Origin of the sequence: Agromyces protaetiae (genome assembly GCF_030866785.1) — a bacterium.
GTDB lineage: Bacteria > Actinomycetota > Actinomycetes > Actinomycetales > Microbacteriaceae > Agromyces > Agromyces silvae.
This window is the reverse complement of the sequence record NZ_CP133018.1, coordinates 3,175,469-3,192,784: the sequence shown is the minus strand read 5'-3', so window position 1 is coordinate 3,192,784 and position 17,316 is coordinate 3,175,469. Positions and strand designations below refer to the sequence as shown.

Sequence of the window (17,316 nt, the reverse complement as noted above, 5' to 3'; positions counted from 1 at the left end):
CCCTGGAAGCCCCTCGGGCCGCGTGTCAGCGTGGACGCATGCGCGACGACTCGATCTCCGTCCTCACCCGTGGCTACGACTTCGGTGCGCACATCTGGCGCCGGGTCCGCGATGGGGCGAGGTCCGCGCCGATGGGACTGCTCGGCCACGACGCCGTGTTCGTGCGCGGCGCCGAAGGCGTCGCCCTGTTCTACGACGAGCGACGGATCGCGCGGCACGGCGCGATGCCCGGCCTCATTCAGGAGACGCTGTTCGGCCACGGTTCGGTGCACAGCCTCGACGGCGACGAACACCGGCACCGCAAGGCGACCTTCATCGACGTCGCCTACGAGGACGCGCAGGTCGAACGGCTCTCGCCGATGCTGGAGCGCGAATGGCAGGCCGAGCTCGACGAGTGGCTCGCCGGCGGAGATCGCTCGGCGTACGACGCCGCGGTCGGCGCGCTCGGACGCGCCATCATGCGCTGGGCGGGCCTGCCCGGCACCGCCGCCGCGAAGACCCGCTGGTCGGCCCGCCTCGCGCAGATCGTCGACGGGTTCGGCGCCCCCTATTCGCCCGAGTATCTCCTCGCGTACGCGAATCGACACTGGTCGGACCGGCATGCGGAGCGCCTGATCGAGGCGGTTCGGGGCGGCACGCTCGAGGCTGCCGACGGTACGGCGCTGCACGAGTGGGCCTGGCACCGGGATCGTGACGCCGAACTGCTTCCCCCGAGACTGGCCGGAATCGAGCTGCAGAACAGCATGCGACCCATGATCGCCGTCGCCCGCTTCGTGGCGTTCGCCGCGAAGGAGCTGCACGACCGCCCCGAGTGGCGAGCGCGCATCGCGATGGAGGTGCGCGAGCGCGGCGCGCTCGTGGGCGGGCCGCTCGCAACGGCGTTCGCGCAGGAGATCCGGCGCACGGCCCCGTTCGTGCCGATGCTGCCCGGACGCGCCATCGCCGACGTCGAGCTCGACGGTCAGCGAGTCGAGGTGGGCGGCCGGGTCGTGCTCGACGTCCTCGGGACGAACACCGACGACCGATCCTGGGAGCACGCCGGCGAGTTCGATCCCGAGCGGTTCGTGGGCGTCGACGACTACGAGGCGCTGCCGGCGTTCGTGCCGCACGGTGGTGCCGACGTCGCGAGCGGGCACCGCTGCCCCGGGGAGAAGCTCGCGATCGCGGGCCTCGCGGCCGCCGTCTCGACCCTCAGTGACCCGCGGGTCACCATTCTCGGCGGGGGCCTCCACGTGAATCGGCGCCGCCTCCCCACGAAGCCCGCCTCAGGCGGGCGGGTCCGGGCGACGGATGCCCCGTCGCGCTGCCCGTTCCACTGACGCGCCGCGATCGTGATGCCGTCGTTGTCTGCGAAGCGGACGTGGGCGAGACACGCCGGATAGGATGAATTCGGAGAGACCGATCCGAAAACGGTTGGTCCACCCGCGCCCCACCCGCCCCACCCGCTCTGTTCCTTTCCACTCATCACGGACACCGCCATGTATCAGCAGCCCGCTCCGCGCGCCCGAGGGCGCGACGCCCTGCTGTGGTTCGTGCTCGTCGTGGTGACGTTCGGCGGCCTGATCCTGGCCGCCTACCTCGCGTTCGCGAACTCGCCGCCGGTCCAGGTGGTCGTCGCGACGTCGACGGCCGCCGAGCTCGCCGAGCGCCACCCCGCCCTTCTCCAGACCGCAGTCGGCGCGCAGATGCCCGATGCAGCTCGGGATGTGCGCTTCGTGTGGCGCGAGTCCACCGGCGAGGTCGCGGGCGCGTGGCATGGCGACTTCGACCCGGCGGCGTACGCGGAGTGCCCGGTCGTCCCGGCGCCGGAGCGGCCCGCATACGCCGAGCGGATCGTGCGCGTCGGCGAGGCCGCATTCGACGCGTTCGAGTGCGATCAGCTCCTGATCGCGCGCGTCGGCGCGACGACGTTCGCGTGGAGTCGCTGACCCGCAGCTCGCGAGTGGCAAGCTGTCCTACGGGCGACCTGGTTCGCCCCGGCGGCGATCGCCGCCGGCCGGTGAGAGAGGATGCCACGTGACGAGGTCCGACGACGACGACGTCGACGAGGTCATCGACGCCTGGTCGGAGTTCCTTCCCGACCTCGACCTCACGCCGCTCGACGTGATGTCGCGGATGCGCCGCGTCGCCCGCGAGCTGCACCGGGTCCGTGAGAACGCGTTCGCGTCGGCGGGTCTGCGCGCCTGGGAGTTCGACATGTTATCGCAGCTGCGCCGGGCGCGGGGGAGCGGCACGATGACGCCGTCGCAGCTGTCGTCGGCGACGAAGACGGCGACGGCGACGGCGACCTACCGCGTCGACCGGCTGATCGACCGCGGGCTGGTGGAACGCAACGAGCACCCGGACGACCAGCGGAGCCGCCTGATCGTCCTGCTGCCGGAAGGGCGCAGACGCGTCGACGCCGCCATGCGTGAACTCATCGGCGCCGAGGCGCGGATGCTCGAGGGACTCGATCGCACGCAGATCGCCGCGGTCATCGCCGCGCTCCGCACGATCGCCGACAACGTCCCCCGCTGAGCGATCTCGGTCGCGAGTCCGCCGCGCGCCCGGGAACTCCTGCGTGACGCCGCGGCTCCCGGGGAGCCGGTCACACCCCGGGCGCCGTCCACCCGAACCATCCGTTGGCCATGGGCGTGACCTCCCAGCTTGCACACACCCAGACCTGTTCGGGCGGCGTCTCCCAGTTCGGGCTCCAGCCCGTGGTGACCGCCGGCGCCGTGGAGCGAGGCGCTTCGAGGCACGCGCCCTCCGGCAGCCCGGCCGACGTGTCGACGTAGACGATGACCTCGCCGGTTCCGTCGTGCCCGCTGACATGCACCTTGCGCACCTGGTCGGGGATCCATGCGGGCGCCGCGACGTCGAACGGCCAGCCGGCGTCCAGGCCGTCGCGTGAGTTGAACGAGGCATCCGTCGTGGTCGTGATCCCGGCACAGCCGGCGAGCGCGCCGGTCGCGAGCACCGCGACGGCTGCCGAGAGCAGGTGGCGAGGGCGGGGCGAAGAAGGCATGCCTCCATCGCATCAGCCACGGACACTCGGCGCGACCCCCGTCCGGACGATTCGGTCTCATCCTTGAGGATGGTCTCGCGGCGGATCCGCCGCCGCCGCGGCGACGCCCTGACCGCTCGGCGGAGCCGCTGATGCCGTCCGCGTACACTGCAGGTGACGGTGTCGGAGGGGAGGTGCGCGGATGATCGAGCTGATCGCCGAGTTCTTCCGCCTGCTTCTGGGCGTGCTCGCCTTCGCGGCCGGCTCCGACAGTGGACTCGGCGTGCTGCTCTTCGGCGCGACGGCGGTCGCCGTCGCGGTCGTGCTCATCGCGCGGGCGCTGCCCGTCCTCGTCGCCGCCGACGCGAGTCGCGCGGCGCTGCGCCTCCGGCAGACCGCCGATCCTTGGCGCCTGCTGTCGCAGAGCGACCCCGACGCGCCCGGGCGGGCGCGGCCGAGGGCACCCGGGCGCGGCCTTCCGGCCGCGTAAGCCGACCGGTCTCCGCGGACACGCGGCGGTTCGGTGACCCTCGCGGCCAGATGGATGTCTCGTCCACCTCGACCGCAAGGATTCACCCGACCATGGACTTCTACGCCTTCCCGCCCATCGCCGCCGTCCTCGACGGCGCCTACACCGTGCTCATGGGCCTCGCCGGCCTGCTCGAACCGCTGATCGGGGTGACCAGCGCGGCCGCCGCCATCGTGCTGATCACGCTGCTCGTCCGCGCCGCGCTGATCCCGACGGCCGTCTCGATGGCGAAGGGCGAGCAGACGCGCGCCCGGCTCGCCCCGAAGATGCAGGCGATCCAGCAGAAGCACAAGAACAACCCCGAGAAACTGCAGCGCGAGATGATGAAGCTCTACGCCGACGAGGGCACATCGCCCCTCGCGGGCTGCCTGCCGATGCTCGTGCAAGCGCCGGTCGTCGGCGTGATCTACGCGCTGTTCATCCTGCCGACGGTGAACGGCCATCCGAACGATCTGCTCACCGAGACGTTCGGGGGCGTGCCGCTCGGGTCGAGCTTCGCGGGCCAACTCGTCCAGGGCACGCTCACGGGCCCGACGCTGGCCGTGTTCGCGGTGCTGGTGCTCGTGATCGCAGTGGTCGCCGAGGTCACGCGACGGGTCTTCCGGCCGGTGGCCGGGGCTGCATCGCTGCCCTCCGTCGCGCCCGCGTCGGGTGCGCCCGGCCCCGCCGCGATGCCGAACCTCGGCCGCGCGCTCGGCTTCCTCCAGTACGTGACTGCCGTGATCGCACTGTTCGTGCCGCTCGCGGCCGGCCTGTATCTGGCGACCACCGTGATCTGGACGCTGGGTCAGCGGATGCTCCTGCGTCGTCGCTACCCGCTGCCGGTGCCGCCGGCCGCGCCCGCGTGATCGCCGCGCGCCATAGCGGCGAAACGGGGTCACGCGCAAGGGGTTACCGGCCGGCGCGCCTGAGTGGTTTGGTTGGCTCTCCCACAATGAAGGAGATCGCATGAGCTTCATCGCTTTCCTGATCCTCGGCCTCATCGCCGGAGCCATCGCCAAGCTGATCCTCCCGGGGAAGCAAGGCGGCGGCTGGTTCGTGACGCTGCTCCTGGGCGTCGTTGGAGCGCTTCTGGGCGGCTGGCTCGGCAGTGTGCTGTTCGGCGTCGGACTCGAAGAGTTCTGGGACCTCAGCACTTGGCTGCTCGCCATCGGTGGCGCCATCGTCGTGCTGCTCATCTACGGCCTGATCGTCGGTCGCCGCAAGACGGCCTGACCTCCTCCGCCACGAACAGCCCCCGGTCCGCTCGGACCGGGGGCTGTTCTGCGCCTGCGGCTGCGCTACGCGGTCGGCTCGGCGTCTGCGAGTTCGACGAAGCGGCGGAGCATCCGCCGTGGTTCGGTGACGGATGCTCCGGTCAGCCGCTCGCTCACGGCGACCAGCTCGCTCGCCGGGAAGTACCCGTGGTGCCGATACACCTGTGCGCGTGCCACGAAGTCGGCGGGCGTCACCTCCGGATGGAACTGTGTCGCGTACACGCGTGCGCCCGCGCGGTAGAGCTGTACGGGACAGGTCGCCGACGCGGCGAGCACCACGGTCTCCGCCGGCAGTCGCGACGTCGACTCCTTGTGCGCCGCGAGCGCGTCGAACCGGGGCGGCAGCCCGCGCGTGAGCGGGTCGGTGCGACCGGCATCGGTGAGCCACAGCTCGACGGCCGCGGCCTGCTCGCCGTGCTCGGTGCCGACCTCGCCGCCGAGCACCCGTGTGAGCACACCGATGCCGTAGCACGTGAACAGGACCGGGGAGCCGGTTCGCAGGCCGTGTTCGGCCAGACGGGCGAGGTCGGCCTCGACCCGGAGCTGGACCGCATGTTTGCCGTGCTCGGGCGTCGAGACGTTGAACGGGCTTCCGCCCACCACGACTCCCGCGTACCGGCCGAGATCGGCGTCGCCGAGCGGGTCGACGTCGAGGCGCAGATGCTCGAGCCGGCCCGCGTCGAGCCCCATCGCACGCCGGAACGACGTGTACTCGGGGCCGACCGCCTCGACCTCGGGGCGGGCCGAGAGCAGCAGGAACGGTCTCACCGGCGGCGCCCCTTGCCCGAGCGCTTGCCCGTCGAGCGCCGGCCGCCGGCAGCTCGCCCGCCGGTGCGCGTGCCCGCGGACGTCGTGCCGCCCTTGCCCGTCTTCTTCGCGGAGGTGCCACGCGCCGTCCCGCGCGTGCGGTCGGCGTCGGTCGCGGGATCGCCCGCGCCGCGCGAGCTGCGTGCCGTGCGACCGCGGACGACGGCGACGAACTCCTGAATGTCGTCGTCGTCACGCTCGACCCGCCACACGAGGGCGATCCGTGTCGCCGGAGCATCCGTGACCGGGACCGCGACCACGTCGCGCCGGTGATGCAGCCGCGCGACGCCGTGGGGCATGATCGCGTAGCCGGTCCCCGCCGCGACGAGCTCGACGGTCATCGCCGCGTCGGGCTGGGTCGGCGCGACCGGTTCGCCGGCGAGCTCGGCCAGCTCCAGCGACGCGGCGTCGGCGAGCGGATGCTCCTTCGGGAGCACGACGACCGCGGCCTCCTCCCACAGGGGGATCGAGTGCAGGCCATCGTGCGCGACCGGGAGCCGAACGAACGCGAGGTCGTGCTCGCCGGCGAGCAGTGCATCGAACTGCACGGCCTCGTCGACCCGGGTCGCCTCGAGCGGCTGCTCGGGGCGTCGCTCGGTCCACGTGCGCAGCCACCGACCGGGGCTCACGCCCGCGACGTAGCCGAGCCTCAGGGTCATCCCATCAGGCTATCGGCTGGCGCGGCGGCCGATCGGCTACCGTGTGAGAGTGAGTCAGTCCATGAAGCCCGAGACCGCGGCGAAAAAGCTCGGCATCCTCCTCGAGGCCGCACCCGAGGCGTTCCGTGAGGGCCCCATCTCGCGCGACGAGTTCGCGTCGCTGCAGGCCGACCCGCCGGAGTGGCTGCAGGTGCTCCGCCGCGAGGGTCCGCACCCGAAACGGGTGGTCGCCGAGAAGCTCGGCATCTCCAACTCGGGACTCGCGCGCGCCGGGCTCACCGACCCGCTCACGACAGCCGACATCAAGGCTTTGCTCGCCGCACCGCCCGAGTGGCTCGTCGCGGAGCGCGCGACGCAGGCCGAGGTGCGTGCGGAGAAGATCCGCGTCGCCGAGCGCGACGCCGAGCGCGCCCGCCGCGCGGCCGGCCAGGACTGAGTCCGAGCGGGTCCCCTGGCCCGCACGCTCGCGCCGCCTCGTGTCATGTGCACCCGGTGCGGTCGCCGCAGGCGGCGCACTCGGTACGATGTGGCGCGGTCGGCATGTGGCGCGGCGCGCCCGGTGGCGCGCGGGAGTCAGGCGTAACGGGCGGTGAGCCACGCCACGAGGTCGCCGAGTTCGCGCTCCGAGAGCGAGTGACCGAGGCCCTCGTAGATGCGCGCGTCGACGTCGGCGTGCTCGGGCAACCAGGCCTGCGTCCGCGCGACCGCCTCGGCCGGGATCACCGCGTCGTCGGTACCCCGCCCCCAGAACACCGGCGGTCGCGCACGCGCGAGCTCCGCGTCGCCGTCGCGCTCCCCGGGCAGGACGAATCCCGCGAGGCTCGCGGCGAACGCGATGCGTGCCGGGTCTCGCCTGAGGAGCTCGATCGTCATCGCGCCGCCCTGCGAGAAGCCGAGCACGCCGACGGAGGGCGCCGCAGGCGCCGCACGGTCGAGCCAGTCGAGCACGGCGGTGGTCGAGGCATCCGCCGCATCGAGTGCCGCCTGCATGCCGTCGGCCATGAAGGGGAACCAGGCGTAGCCCGCACTCGCCGAGAGCGGCGCGCGGAGCGACGCGATCACCGGGCGCAACGGCAGGTACGGGCTCAGCCCGAAGAGGTCCCCCTCGTGTGAGTTGAATCCGTGCAACAGCACGAGGAGCGGGCGGCCCTCCCGGTCGGCGGGGGCGGCCGACCAGATGACGGCGTCGTCGTCGATGCGCATCCGGGCATCGTACGCCATCGCGATTCGCCGGCGGTGGGGCAGAATCGGTGCATGAGCGTGCGCACCCCGGACCCCGACTGGCAGGGCGACGAGCCGGAGCCCGGCCCGTCCTCGAATCCGGGCTGGCTGAGCGATCTCGAGCTCGCGGAGATCCGTGGCCGGCTGCCACTGCTCTATGTCGAGGCCGTACCCGTGCGCGTCGACGGACTCGGGCAGGTCACCGAGGTCGGCATGCTGCTCCGTGCGAACGCGGTCGGCGAGATGACCCGCACGATCGTCTCAGGCCGGGTCATGTACGGGGAGACCGTGCGCGACGCGCTGTTCCGGCACCTCGAGAAGGATCTCGGGCCGATGGCCTTCCCGCTGCTGCCCGCGAGCCCGACGCCCGCGACGGTCGCCGAGTACTTCCCGCTGCCGGGCATCTCGCCGTTCACCGATGAGCGGCAGCACGCCGTGTCGCTGGTGTACGTGGTGCCTGTGACCGGCACCTGCGAGCCGAGGCAGGACGCGCTCGAGGTCACCTGGATGACCCCCGAGGAAGCCGCTGGCCTCAGCATCGCCAGCGAGCTCGAAGGGGGTCGCGGCGTGCTCGTGCGTCAGGCGCTCGCGTCGGTCGGCGCGCTCACCTGAGCTCGGCCGCTCGTCATCGAGAAGGCGCGGATGGCGGGTGCGAGTGCGTGGCACTCGCCATCTGCGACCGTTCGGTTACGGGGTGCGGTGTGATCGCGCGGGTCGCGGGTCGCGGGCAGCGGGGCGCGGGTCAGCGGACCAGGCGGACCTCGTGGATCTCCTCGCCCAGGAACGGCTGCACCTGCTCGGCGCCGTCGGCGGTGAAGCCATTGCGCGCGTAGAACCGGTGCGCGCGGGGGTTGTCGCTCGCGACCCACAGGTAGACGGGCTCGCTGCCAACGGCCGCGTCGAACAACTTCTGCCCGATGCCCGTGCCGTGGTACGCGTCGAGCAGGTAGATGAAGTACAGCTCGCGCTCGCGGGGCGGGTTCTCGTCACGTGCGGGCCCGGCGCCGACGAAGCCGACGATCTCGCCGTCGACGAGTGCCGCGAACTGGCAGTACTCCTCGCCGCGGGACGCGAGGTGGGTCCAGAGCTCGGCCATGCGGCGCGGCGAGAGGTGCTCGAACGCGGCCGCGCTGATCAGGTGGTCGTACGTCTCGTGCCAGCAGGTCGCGTGCACGCGACCGAGGGCTTCGACATCGGAGTCGCGGATCGGGCGGACGACGACCTCGGTGGCAACAGCATCGGTGCTCATGCGACTGAGACTAAGCCAGCGCCCGCGCGAGACGAAATCGACGGCCGGCGGGAGCGGAACACCCGTGGGAACAGGCGCGCTGCGCCGGCCCAAGCGGGCGCTGAGTGCGTCGCCCGAGTAGACACCGCTCCGGCACGCGCACGCGTCAGGGGGCCGCCGTCACGGGCGTCTGTCGCGCGTGCGTGGAGATGTCGGAGGTGGTCACGAGCCGCGCCCCGATCAGCGCCTCCCCGACGGCGAACGCCGTCGCCGAGACCGAGGTCACGGCCACCGTCGTCGACTGCGCCTCGCCTGAGCAGGTCAGCGCGTCGCGCGCGCCTTCGCCGCGAGCGAGCAGGAGGTCGTCGCCGACCGGCTGCGCGATCATGACCTCGACCGACGCGTCGAGCCCGGCCTGGCACACGAACGTGAGTCCGACGGTGAGCTCGCCGTCGCTCGGGTCGAGCGTCGCCGACGTGATGTGGATCGTCTGGTCGGGATCCCAGAGCGGGGCGACGGCCCCGTCGGCGGGTGAGGCGGAGGCCGGTGCGACGGCGCTGCCGAGTGCGAGTGCGACGCCCGCAGTGGCCGCGAGTGCGAGCACGGAGCCTCGGGTGCGGCTGCGGGTGCGGGGGTGGACGGCGCGATGGACGGTACGAAACGACATGCTGCTCCTCAGGTCAAACCAGAGCAGTAGTATATGGCAGACGTTCATGTCTGTGGCGAGCGTGGGTTCGGCCGCGACTCCGCCAGAGCCGCACGCGGATCGCATTGGTGCCTTCGCCGGCCCGCCGGCCCGCTTCCGCGCACGCCCATGCAGCGGTGTCGCGCAGAAGGCGCTCTCGGGGCACGGCCCGGGTGCGTTCGTGCGACCGCGCGACCGCGGCATACGCGAATCGCCCCTCGCCGGGGCGGCAAGGGGCGATTCGGGCGACACTGCGCCAGGCAGTGCGGGACACCGCGCCGGGCATTGCGCCGGGCGGTGCAGCGGCGTGCTGAAGCGGCCGGGTCAGCCCTGGGCTCGGCGGTTGGTGCGCTGATTCGGCGACACCAGGCTGCCGACGCGGAGCGGCTGCTTCGCGGTCGAACGACCGGACGCCTTGCGCTGCGCGCCGGTGGTCTGCGCCCCGCGGCTGTGGCCCGCGCCCTGCTTCGGGGCGTGCGCCCGCTCTTCGGCCGGGCGGCCCGAACGGTCGCGACGGGGCGTGTTCGGCGCGACATCGCCGCTGCCGCTGCCGCCCCGGCCCCGGCGACGACGACCGCCACCGCCGGATCCGGCACCCGCACCAGCGCCGACGCCGTCGCGTTCGGCGCGCTTGCGCTGCGCGTTCGCGCCCTGCGAGCGGCCACCGCCCTGCGGCTGCGCGGCCTTCGGCACGGGCTTCACGTACGGTGCGACCTCGCCGACGAGCTCGGTCACGGCGGGCGAGGACGCGGTCACCCGCTGGGGCGTCACCGTGATCGCGGCCTTGCGCAGCAGGGTCTTCAGGTCCTGCTTCTGCGCGGGCAGGCAGATCGTCACGACATCGCCCTCGCTGCCGGCACGCGCGGTGCGACCCGAGCGGTGCAGGTACGCCTTGTGCTCCATGGGCGGGTCGACGTGGATCACGAGCTCGACATGGTCGACGTGCACGCCGCGCGCGGCGACGTCGGTCGCGACGAGCACCTTCGCCGAGCCGTCGGAGAACGCCGCGAGATTGCGGTCGCGCTGCGGCTGCGAGAGGTTGCCGTGCAGGTCGACCGCGGGGATGCCCTGCTCGGTGAGCTTCTTCGCGAGCTTCTTCGCGTGGTGCTTGGTGCGCATGAACAGGATGCGGCGGCCGGTGCCCGACGCGAGCGTGCGCACCAACTCGTTCTTCTGGTCGACGTCGTCGACCTCGAACACGTGGTGGGTCATGGCGGCGACGTGCGAGGTGGCCTCGTCGACCGAGTGCAGCACCTCGTTCTGCAGGAAGCGCTTGACGAGCTTGTCCACGCCGTTGTCGAGCGTGGCCGAGAACAGCAGGCGCTGGCCGCCCTGGGGCGTCTTGTCCATGATGCGCGTGACGACCGGCAGGAAGCCGAGGTCGGCCATGTGGTCGGCCTCGTCGAGCACCGTGATCTCGACGGCGTCGAGCGTCACGAAGCCCTGCTTCATGAGGTCCTCGAGGCGGCCGGGGCACGCGACGACGATGTCGACGCCGGCCCGGAGCGCGTCGACCTGGCGCTTCTGGCTGATGCCGCCGAAGATCGTCGTGGTCGTCATGCCGTAGGCCTTGGCGAGCGGCGCGAGCACGGCGTCGATCTGGGTGGCGAGCTCGCGCGTCGGCGCGAGCACGAGGCCGAGCGGGCGGCCGGGGCGGCGTTTGCCGCCGGACAGCGCGCCGCCGAGGCGCGCGGCCATCGGGATCGAGAACGCGAGGGTCTTGCCCGAGCCGGTCTTGCCTCGGCCCAGCACGTCGCGGCCGGCGAGCGTGTCGGGCAGGGTGTCGACCTGGATCGGGAACGGGGAGGACTTGCCGTCGGCCTCGAGGGCCGCGACGAGGGGTGCGGGCACGCCGAGCGTGCGGAAGGTCTGGTCGGTCATGGTGCCTTTCGGGGCAGTGCACATCGTCGCTGGCCGCCGCGAAGCGGCTGGTCTGAGACCCGACGATGGGAAGTGGCGAAGGCGCCGGTCGGCGCATCCGTTCGCCGTATGAGAGTCATCGGGCCGGGCACGAATGCCCGGGCCGGGAAGCGTTTCTACGACGCAGGCGGCGCGATTCGGTGCGCTCGCCTCCGAAAGCTTAGCGGATGCATCTGGGGAAACGCCGCACGCGCCCCGCCCTCGGCGGTTCGGAACGACCGCCGGCGGGGACGCACACTGTCGCTGAGAAGCCCCTCGAGCGACGATTCGCGTCCCCGGTGCGTCAGCGAAGCATCCACCCGGTGCGTCAGCGAAGCATCCACCCGGTGCGTCAGCGAGGCATCCGCTCGGGTGCGTCAGCGAGGCATCCGCTCGCCGACCGGGATCTCCGCGCTGAGCGTGTTGCCGGCCTGCGCGAGCGGGCACGACCAGGACGGGTCGTAGGCGCATGACGGGTTGTACGCGAAATTGAAGTCGACGATGATCGCGTCGTCGCCCGCGCCGTCGCCGAGGTCGGCGCCCTTCATGGTGTCGAGCAGGTACCGGCCGCCGCCATACGTGCCGCCGGGTGCACCGGCGAGGCCGTCCTTCACCGGCAGGAACAGCCCGCCCGCGTAGCCCACCACGCGCCAGAGGTCGAGCGTGCCGACGTAGGGCAAGCGCACCGTGCCGACGAGTGAGAACGGGATCGCCCCGTCGGTCGCCGAGTCGACCACGAGCTTCACCGGCTCATCGGGGCGCCGCACCTCGAGCTCGAACCGCCAGTCGGGGTCGTACCGCGCGACGGTCAGGCCGGTGAAGTTCGCGCGGTCGTCGGGCAGCAGCGGGGACTGCGGATGCCCGGCGAAGAGCTCGTCGCGTGCCGACTTCCAGAACTCGTGGCCGGCGGCCGGGTCGTGCACGCTGAGCTGGCGCACTCCGGCGTAGAGCCCGAAGACGCGACGGCGCCAGTCGGCGAGCTGCAGCGCGCCCAATGACGCGTTCATCCGGCATCCGCCGTTCCCGGCGGGTCGAACCGCCAGGTCGGGGCCAGCGCGCGGAGCCGCGCCCCGCGCCACTGCCAGAACGCCCAGGTGGGGTACCAGAGCGCGGCGTCGGCCACCGGATTCCCCGTGCTCGCGCGCAGCTGGTCGCGGTACAGCGTGCGACCGTCCGGCAGCGCGGAGACGGCCATGCGATGGTCCCAGCGCTCGAACGCCGCGAACGGCCCCGTGACCGCGCCGCCGCCGTCCCGGAGCATCCGCACGCCGTCGGGCAGCCCGCCCGGGAAGCTGATGTCGACCACCTCTTCGCCGGCCGGCCAGCGCCGGAACATGAGCGGTCGCACCCGGTGCGGCCCCTCGCTCCAGGTCGTCGGCAGCGTGCCGCCGTCGGCCGCGTCGAAGTCGAGCCACGGGGCCACGACCTCACGCAACACGGCGGGCGAGCCGAGCGCTCGCCACGCGGCATCCACCTGGCAGTCCAGGGTGAGCTTCAAGAGCACCCGCATGCACCGAGCGTATGGCGAACCGATGCGCCGGCCAACCCGACCCGCGGCTCACGGCGATGGTCCATGCAGACCTCATAGAATCCCGGCATGGCGGACGCGTGGTGGTGGGTGCCCTCCCTGATCGTGTTCGGATCGGCAGGCGTCGCCGCCGTGGCCGGCGTCATCGGCCTGCGTCGTCTCGGCGCGCGCCGGGCGCGCGCCGAGCTCGACTCGGGCCGCGCACTCGAGGTCGGCGCGAAGGGCCTCATCGTGCAGGCCGACGAGGCGGTGCGCGAGGCTCGCGCCGAGATCGGGTTCGCCGAGGCGCAGTTCGGGCCGCAGGCCGCCGCCCGGCTGCGACGCGCGGTCGACCGTGCCGAGGGTCTGCTCCGCGAGGCCCTGCTGCTGCAGCAGCGGCTCGACGACGCCGTGCCGGACACCGCGGCCGATCGACGAGCCTGGAGCGCCCGCATCGCCGATGCATGCCGGTCGGCCCTCGCGGTACTCGAAGAGGCGGAGGGCTCGCTGGCCACGGCGCGCGCCGCCGAACGCGGGGTGGCCGAGGGGCTGCCGGCCCTCCGTGACGCCGTCGCGGCGCTCGGCCGTCGGTGCGCCGAGGCCGTCGCGGCGATCGACCGGCTCGGCGCCCGGTTCGCGCCGTCCGCGCTCGCCGCGGCCCGGTCCGACGCCGACCGCGCACACGCCGCGATCCGTGCGGCCACCGCCGAGCTCGACGAGGCCGCGGGGCAGGGCGCGGGGGTGCCGGTGGCGCCCGTGCTCGGCAGCGCCGCCGATCGGCTGCAGCTCGCAGCCAGGCACCTCGATCTCGCCGAGCGCATCGAGCTCCGGCTCGCGGCCGCGGTCGAGGAGGCGCGCGCCGAGCGCACGGCCCTCGACGGTGAGATCGTCGCGGCCCGGCGGGAACGCGACGCGCTCTCGGCCGGTCCCGACGCGGCCGAGGCCGGGGTCGCCGCCGCAGCGTCGACGCTCGGCGACGCGGTGGGCGAGGCATCCGCGCTCGTCGCCACCCGTCCCGGAGACCAGGACGATCCGTTCGTGCGTCGCGACCGTGCGCGGGCCGCGCGCGACCGGCTCGACGCGGCACGGGCCGAGGCGCGGCGCGCGTCGGGGCGACTCGACGGGGCACGAACCGCCCTCGGCGGCGCGATCGCGATCGCCGAGAGCCAGCTCGGGGTCGTCCGCGGGCTCGTCGAACGGGGCTCGGTCGGCGCCGAGGCGCGCACCCGGCTCGCGGAGGCCGAACGCCAACTCGTCATCGCGCGACAGGAGCCCGACCCGGTCGCCGCGCTCGACGCCGCCCGCCGGGCGGCCGCACGGGCCAACGACGCCGAGGCTCTTGCGCGATATGACGGCTCGCTCGGCGGCTGACCGGCTCCCTGGATAGCCTGAGGGCATGACGACCTACCCGCCCGCCTCGCAGGGGAAGTACCAGATCCGGTTCGATCAGGGCGACGCGGGCCTCGCGCGCATCGCGGGCGGCGTCGACATCGTGGTCTGGGTGGACGCCCTGGCCGACGCGTCGGCCGCGTCGCGCGCGTTGCCGAGCAGCGTCGTGCCCGATTCGGCGGCGATCGTCGCCGCCGGGCTGACGGATGCTTCGGCCGTGGCCGCGTGGATCCTCGCCGAGCAGGAGCGGATCGGCCGCCGCGCCTACGTCGCGATCGTGGCCGCGAGCGACGGGACCTCATTCGCCGTGCCCGACGTGCTCGCCGCGGGGGCCGTGGTCGACGCGCTCATGACGCTCGGCATCGACGACACGTCACCCGAGGCCGCGGTCGTCAGTGCGGCGTTCGGCGGCCTCAAGCGGGCCGTGCGGCACCTGACCGCGGCGTCGGCGCAGGGCCGCCAGGCGCTCGCCGACGGGGTCTCGCCCGAGCGCCTGCACGCCTTGTCCGCGATCGACTCGACCGACGAGGTGCGAGTGCTGCGCGCCGCACACTGACGCGGCACCCGTGAGGACACCTTTCGTCGACGCAGGTTTCGTGAGGACGGAATTCGTGGACTTCGCACGGATTCCGTGCCCGAATAGTGTCCTCACGGGCGTCGGGCTGCACGAATAGCGTCCTCACGGAGCAGGTCGCCGGACTCCTCAGGCCGCGGCGCGGGCGCGAGCGCGGTGGGCGCGGACCTTCGCCCGGTTGCCGCAGCGCTGCATCGAGCACCAGCGGCGTGTGGCCGCGCGCGAGGTGTCGAGGTACACGATGCCGCAGTCGTCGGCGCTGCATGCGCGGATGCGCTCCACGTTGCCGGGTGAGACGAGGTCGACGGTCTCGCGGGCGATCGTCGACAGTGCCTGGCCCACGGTCTGCACCGACCGCCCGGCCTGCCGTGTGCCGCCGGGCAGCGTCGGCGGGATGTCGGGCGTCGCCGCGTAGAGGTTGACGACGTCGATGTCGGTGCCGGCGAGCGGCTCGTCGCGGCTGGCCGCCAGTGCGAGCCGCGTGACCGCCTCCCGGAGCGCCAACGCGTCGGCGAGATCGCGCGGGAGTGCGGCGCCCACGGGCATCGGGAAGCGGTCGCCGAGCCAGGCGGTGAGATCGTCGGGGTGCTGTAGCCGGTCGGCGGCTCCGTCGAGGATCGGCCCGGTGTAGGCGAAGTCGAGGGCGAACGAGCCGGTGTCGAACCACCACTGCTGCCCGTCGTCGGGGGTCGTCAGCCACTGGCCTGCGGGGATCGAGACGGTCGAGACGGGCACGAGACCATCCTCTTTCAGTGAGCGCGATGCGGGAGTGCGGGACCGCACGCCGCCCGGGTTCAGCGCGCGAACTCGCTCGAGCTGGCGGCCTGACGGCGCATCGCGGCGGTGATCTCACGTCGTCGCCACTCGATGAGATGTGCGGCGTCGAAGCCCCGGCGGCACAGGCCGCAACTGAGCGGCCGCACTGGTCGACGATACCGGAAGTGCTCGTGGCCGGCCGGGCACCGGCCGATCCACGGCGCGAGCTCGTCGGCGACCTCGCCGTCGTGGGTGCGCCGGCCGACATAGCCGAGCGTCGCCGCCGTCGCACGCCACTTCGGGCCATGCCCGGCGCGCGGCCCGGCGAGCGCATGGGCGACCTCGTGGAGCAGCACCTGATGGATCTCGTCGTCGTCGTACCGCGCCGCGAGGTACCGGGAGACCGAGATGCGCTTCGCGGTGTAGTCGCAGAGGCCCGCGCGCTTCTTGGCATGGTCGAACTCGAAGCGCCAGACCGACGCGTCGAGGTGCAGCGCGATCAGCGCCTCGGCCCAGCGCCGCACCCGATCCAGATCCGCCATGGCATGAGGATAGTCCCGGCGACCGACGTCACGGCACCGGTGAGAGCGGCACGCGCAGGAGCCGGTCGTCGCCGTCGGCCGGCGAGCCACGCCCGTCGGTGTTGTTGGTGACGAACCAGAGCTCGCCGTCCGGTCCGGGCACGACATCGCGGATCCGCCCGAACTCACCGGCGAACCAGGGTTGCGCCACGGGCGCACCGCCGGCCGTGGCGGGATACACGGTCCAGAGGCGCTCGCCGCGGAGCGCCGCGAGCACGAGCGTGTCGCCCACGACGGCCAGACCGCTCGGGCTGGCCTCCGAGGTCGGCCACTGCACGACCGGATCGCTGAAGCGGCCGTCGCCGGCCTGGCCTTCGACGACCGGCCAGCCGTAGTTCGCTCCCCGCTCGATGCGGTTCAGCTCATCCCACGTGTTCTGCCCGAACTCCGCGGCCCAGAGCCCGCCCGAGGCATCCCAGGCGAGCCCCTGCGGGTTGCGGTGGCCGATCGACCAGGCCGCGGTGCCGAACGGGTTGCCGGGCGCGGCAGCGCCGTCGGGCGTCAGTCGCAGGATCTTCCCCGCGAGCGAGGCGGGATCCTGCGCCGCATCGCGCTGGCCGGCATCGCCCGTCGTGACGTAGAGCATGCCGTCGGGGCCGAACGCGATCCGCCCGCCATTGTGCGTGGCGGCTTTCGGGATCCCCGAGAACACCGGCTCGGGCGCGCCGAGCGCAAGCGTGCCGGGGACTCCCGTCAGCGGCATCCGCACCAGGCGATTGTCGCCCGCCGCCGTGAGATACGCGTAGACCTGGTCGGGGCGGTCAGCGTCGCCCTCGCGCCACGCGAGGCCGAGCAGGCCGCCCTCGCCAGCGGGCGCGACCTCGGTCAGGTGCGTGACCGTGCGCACCGATCCGTCGGCGCCGACCTCGACGATGTCCGCGGTGTCGCGCTCGCTCACGAGCACGCCGCCGTTCGGAAGCCGCAGCACCGACCACGGGGCGTCCAAACCGGTCGCGATCGGCGTGACCGGGCCGTCCGGCAGGACCGCCGGCGGCGGCTCGGGTGCCGGCGTGGCCGGCGCGGTCGTCGGCGGCTCCGGCGTGGGCGTGGCCGACGGGGTGGGTGCAGGCCCGGCCGTGCACGCCGCGAGGGTGAGCGCGATCGCGGCGGCTGCGGCAGAGCTGCGGCTCGCGGTGCGCAGGTTCGCGGCGGTGCGCGAGGCGGCGACGGATGCTCCGCGCCGAATCCTGCTCGTGTGTCTCCGCATTCCGCCCTCTCCGCACCCAGTCTCACCCGCCC

22 protein-coding genes are annotated in these 17,316 nt (G+C 73.1%); 10 read left to right on the top strand and 12 right to left on the bottom strand.

Features of this window, described 5'->3' with window-relative positions; all coding sequences use genetic code 11:
* Positions 1-38: 38 nt before the first annotated feature.
* From QU602_RS14655 to QU602_RS14645, 3 genes are all read left to right on the top strand, one after another.
* The gene (locus tag QU602_RS14655; protein ID WP_308797197.1) at positions 39-1,319 is read left to right on the top strand and encodes a cytochrome P450; all 1,281 of its coding nucleotides are present in this window, start codon (positions 39-41) and stop codon (positions 1,317-1,319) included.
* 159 nt (positions 1,320-1,478) lie between these two features.
* Entirely contained in the window at positions 1,479-1,928 is a 450-nt protein-coding gene (locus tag QU602_RS14650; RefSeq protein WP_308797196.1) for a hypothetical protein, read from the top strand.
* An 88-nt stretch (positions 1,929-2,016) separates the two neighbouring features.
* Positions 2,017-2,517: a MarR family winged helix-turn-helix transcriptional regulator gene (locus QU602_RS14645; RefSeq protein ID WP_308797195.1), complete on the top strand. Its 501-nt coding sequence runs from the start codon at positions 2,017-2,019 to the stop codon at positions 2,515-2,517.
* A 70-nt stretch (positions 2,518-2,587) separates the two neighbouring features.
* Here the strand turns inward: QU602_RS14645 and QU602_RS14640 are convergent, their stop codons facing one another.
* Positions 2,588-3,007, bottom strand: coding sequence for a hypothetical protein (locus QU602_RS14640; RefSeq protein WP_308797194.1), 420 nt, complete (start codon positions 3,005-3,007; stop codon positions 2,588-2,590).
* A gap of 181 nt (positions 3,008-3,188) precedes the next feature.
* Between QU602_RS14640 and QU602_RS14635 the strand changes: the two genes are divergently transcribed.
* The 3 genes from QU602_RS14635 (at position 3,189) to QU602_RS14625 (ending at position 4,730) form a co-directional block, all read left to right on the top strand.
* A complete protein-coding gene (locus QU602_RS14635; RefSeq protein WP_308797193.1) occupies positions 3,189-3,476 on the top strand; it encodes a DUF6412 domain-containing protein in 288 nt (95 codons plus the stop codon).
* Between the two features lie 92 nt (positions 3,477-3,568).
* On the top strand, positions 3,569-4,363 hold the full coding sequence (locus QU602_RS14630) for a YidC/Oxa1 family membrane protein insertase (RefSeq protein WP_308797192.1): 795 nt from the start codon (positions 3,569-3,571) through the stop codon (positions 4,361-4,363).
* Between the two features lie 100 nt (positions 4,364-4,463).
* Positions 4,464-4,730 carry a GlsB/YeaQ/YmgE family stress response membrane protein gene (locus tag QU602_RS14625; RefSeq protein ID WP_308797191.1) on the top strand — a complete coding sequence of 89 codons (267 nt, stop codon included), beginning with the start codon at positions 4,464-4,466 and terminating at the stop codon, positions 4,728-4,730.
* Positions 4,731-4,795: 65 nt separating this feature from the next.
* Here the strand turns inward: QU602_RS14625 and QU602_RS14620 are convergent, their stop codons facing one another.
* Both QU602_RS14620 and QU602_RS14615 read right to left on the bottom strand, forming a co-directional pair.
* On the bottom strand, positions 4,796-5,539 hold the full coding sequence (locus QU602_RS14620; protein WP_308797190.1) for a glutamine amidotransferase: 744 nt from the start codon (positions 5,537-5,539) through the stop codon (positions 4,796-4,798).
* Entirely contained in the window at positions 5,536-6,237 is a 702-nt protein-coding gene (locus QU602_RS14615; protein ID WP_308797189.1) for a LysR family substrate-binding domain-containing protein, read from the bottom strand. The genes QU602_RS14620 and QU602_RS14615 overlap by 4 nt, the downstream gene beginning before the upstream one ends.
* A gap of 61 nt (positions 6,238-6,298) precedes the next feature.
* Between QU602_RS14615 and QU602_RS14610 the strand changes: the two genes are divergently transcribed.
* Positions 6,299-6,673, top strand: a complete 375-nt coding sequence (locus QU602_RS14610; protein WP_308800189.1) for a DUF5997 family protein — start codon at positions 6,299-6,301, stop codon at positions 6,671-6,673.
* A gap of 137 nt (positions 6,674-6,810) precedes the next feature.
* Here the strand turns inward: QU602_RS14610 and QU602_RS14605 are convergent, their stop codons facing one another.
* On the bottom strand, positions 6,811-7,440 hold the full coding sequence (locus QU602_RS14605; RefSeq protein WP_308797188.1) for an alpha/beta hydrolase: 630 nt from the start codon (positions 7,438-7,440) through the stop codon (positions 6,811-6,813).
* Positions 7,441-7,491: 51 nt separating this feature from the next.
* On the opposite strand from QU602_RS14605, the gene QU602_RS14600 reads away from it, so the two are divergent.
* The gene (locus QU602_RS14600; protein WP_308797187.1) at positions 7,492-8,070 is read left to right on the top strand and encodes an NUDIX hydrolase family protein; all 579 of its coding nucleotides are present in this window, start codon (positions 7,492-7,494) and stop codon (positions 8,068-8,070) included.
* 130 nt (positions 8,071-8,200) lie between these two features.
* Here QU602_RS14600 and QU602_RS14595 read toward each other — a convergent pair whose 3' ends face one another.
* The 5 genes from QU602_RS14595 to QU602_RS14575 all read right to left on the bottom strand — a co-directional run bounded on the left by QU602_RS14595 (position 8,201) and on the right by QU602_RS14575 (position 12,780).
* Positions 8,201-8,707: a GNAT family N-acetyltransferase gene (locus QU602_RS14595; protein WP_308797186.1), complete on the bottom strand. Its 507-nt coding sequence runs from the start codon at positions 8,705-8,707 to the stop codon at positions 8,201-8,203.
* Between the two features lie 145 nt (positions 8,708-8,852).
* On the bottom strand, positions 8,853-9,353 hold the full coding sequence (locus tag QU602_RS14590; protein WP_308797185.1) for a hypothetical protein: 501 nt from the start codon (positions 9,351-9,353) through the stop codon (positions 8,853-8,855).
* 342 nt (positions 9,354-9,695) lie between these two features.
* Positions 9,696-11,252 carry a DEAD/DEAH box helicase gene (locus QU602_RS14585; protein ID WP_308797184.1) on the bottom strand — a complete coding sequence of 519 codons (1,557 nt, stop codon included), beginning with the start codon at positions 11,250-11,252 and terminating at the stop codon, positions 9,696-9,698.
* Between the two features lie 395 nt (positions 11,253-11,647).
* The gene (locus QU602_RS14580) at positions 11,648-12,277 is read right to left on the bottom strand and encodes a DUF1684 domain-containing protein (protein WP_308797183.1); all 630 of its coding nucleotides are present in this window, start codon (positions 12,275-12,277) and stop codon (positions 11,648-11,650) included.
* Positions 12,274-12,780 carry a hypothetical protein gene (locus tag QU602_RS14575; protein ID WP_308797182.1) on the bottom strand — a complete coding sequence of 169 codons (507 nt, stop codon included), beginning with the start codon at positions 12,778-12,780 and terminating at the stop codon, positions 12,274-12,276. The genes QU602_RS14580 and QU602_RS14575 overlap by 4 nt, the downstream gene beginning before the upstream one ends.
* A gap of 87 nt (positions 12,781-12,867) precedes the next feature.
* On the opposite strand from QU602_RS14575, the gene QU602_RS14570 reads away from it, so the two are divergent.
* Positions 12,868-14,148, top strand: a complete 1,281-nt coding sequence (locus tag QU602_RS14570) for a coiled-coil domain-containing protein (RefSeq protein WP_308797181.1) — start codon at positions 12,868-12,870, stop codon at positions 14,146-14,148.
* A 25-nt stretch (positions 14,149-14,173) separates the two neighbouring features.
* Positions 14,174-14,722 (top strand): 2-phosphosulfolactate phosphatase, encoded by a 549-nt coding sequence (locus tag QU602_RS14565; protein WP_308797180.1) that lies wholly within the window; start codon positions 14,174-14,176, stop codon positions 14,720-14,722.
* Between the two features lie 147 nt (positions 14,723-14,869).
* Here the strand turns inward: QU602_RS14565 and QU602_RS14560 are convergent, their stop codons facing one another.
* The 3 genes from QU602_RS14560 to QU602_RS14550 are packed head-to-tail and all read right to left on the bottom strand — an operon-like array spanning position 14,870 to position 17,284.
* On the bottom strand, positions 14,870-15,475 hold the full coding sequence (locus tag QU602_RS14560) for a CGNR zinc finger domain-containing protein (protein ID WP_308797179.1): 606 nt from the start codon (positions 15,473-15,475) through the stop codon (positions 14,870-14,872).
* A gap of 59 nt (positions 15,476-15,534) precedes the next feature.
* Positions 15,535-16,038 (bottom strand): SprT-like domain-containing protein, encoded by a 504-nt coding sequence (locus QU602_RS14555; protein WP_308797178.1) that lies wholly within the window; start codon positions 16,036-16,038, stop codon positions 15,535-15,537.
* Between the two features lie 28 nt (positions 16,039-16,066).
* The gene (locus QU602_RS14550) at positions 16,067-17,284 is read right to left on the bottom strand and encodes a PQQ-dependent sugar dehydrogenase (protein WP_308797177.1); all 1,218 of its coding nucleotides are present in this window, start codon (positions 17,282-17,284) and stop codon (positions 16,067-16,069) included.
* Between the last annotated feature and the right edge of the window lie 32 nt (positions 17,285-17,316).

Coding starts and splice junctions, on each gene's coding strand:
- QU602_RS14655 (WP_308797197.1), top strand. CDS start 39: ATGCGCGACGACTCGATCTCCGTCCTCACCCGTGGCTACGACTTCGGT.
- QU602_RS14650 (WP_308797196.1), top strand. CDS start 1,479: ATGTATCAGCAGCCCGCTCCGCGCGCCCGAGGGCGCGACGCCCTGCTG.
- QU602_RS14640 (WP_308797194.1), bottom strand. CDS start 3,007: ATGCCTTCTTCGCCCCGCCCTCGCCACCTGCTCTCGGCAGCCGTCGCG.
- QU602_RS14635 (WP_308797193.1), top strand. CDS start 3,189: ATGATCGAGCTGATCGCCGAGTTCTTCCGCCTGCTTCTGGGCGTGCTC.
- QU602_RS14630 (WP_308797192.1), top strand. CDS start 3,569: ATGGACTTCTACGCCTTCCCGCCCATCGCCGCCGTCCTCGACGGCGCC.
- QU602_RS14625 (WP_308797191.1), top strand. CDS start 4,464: ATGAGCTTCATCGCTTTCCTGATCCTCGGCCTCATCGCCGGAGCCATC.
- QU602_RS14615 (WP_308797189.1), bottom strand. CDS start 6,237: ATGACCCTGAGGCTCGGCTACGTCGCGGGCGTGAGCCCCGGTCGGTGG.
- QU602_RS14610 (WP_308800189.1), top strand. CDS start 6,299: ATGAAGCCCGAGACCGCGGCGAAAAAGCTCGGCATCCTCCTCGAGGCC.
- QU602_RS14605 (WP_308797188.1), bottom strand. CDS start 7,440: ATGCGCATCGACGACGACGCCGTCATCTGGTCGGCCGCCCCCGCCGAC.
- QU602_RS14600 (WP_308797187.1), top strand. CDS start 7,492: ATGAGCGTGCGCACCCCGGACCCCGACTGGCAGGGCGACGAGCCGGAG.
- QU602_RS14595 (WP_308797186.1), bottom strand. CDS start 8,707: ATGAGCACCGATGCTGTTGCCACCGAGGTCGTCGTCCGCCCGATCCGC.
- QU602_RS14590 (WP_308797185.1), bottom strand. CDS start 9,353: ATGTCGTTTCGTACCGTCCATCGCGCCGTCCACCCCCGCACCCGCAGC.
- QU602_RS14585 (WP_308797184.1), bottom strand. CDS start 11,252: ATGACCGACCAGACCTTCCGCACGCTCGGCGTGCCCGCACCCCTCGTC.
- QU602_RS14580 (WP_308797183.1), bottom strand. CDS start 12,277: ATGAACGCGTCATTGGGCGCGCTGCAGCTCGCCGACTGGCGCCGTCGC.
- QU602_RS14575 (WP_308797182.1), bottom strand. CDS start 12,780: ATGCGGGTGCTCTTGAAGCTCACCCTGGACTGCCAGGTGGATGCCGCG.
- QU602_RS14570 (WP_308797181.1), top strand. CDS start 12,868: ATGGCGGACGCGTGGTGGTGGGTGCCCTCCCTGATCGTGTTCGGATCG.
- QU602_RS14565 (WP_308797180.1), top strand. CDS start 14,174: ATGACGACCTACCCGCCCGCCTCGCAGGGGAAGTACCAGATCCGGTTC.
- QU602_RS14555 (WP_308797178.1), bottom strand. CDS start 16,038: ATGGCGGATCTGGATCGGGTGCGGCGCTGGGCCGAGGCGCTGATCGCG.
- QU602_RS14550 (WP_308797177.1), bottom strand. CDS start 17,284: ATGCGGAGACACACGAGCAGGATTCGGCGCGGAGCATCCGTCGCCGCC.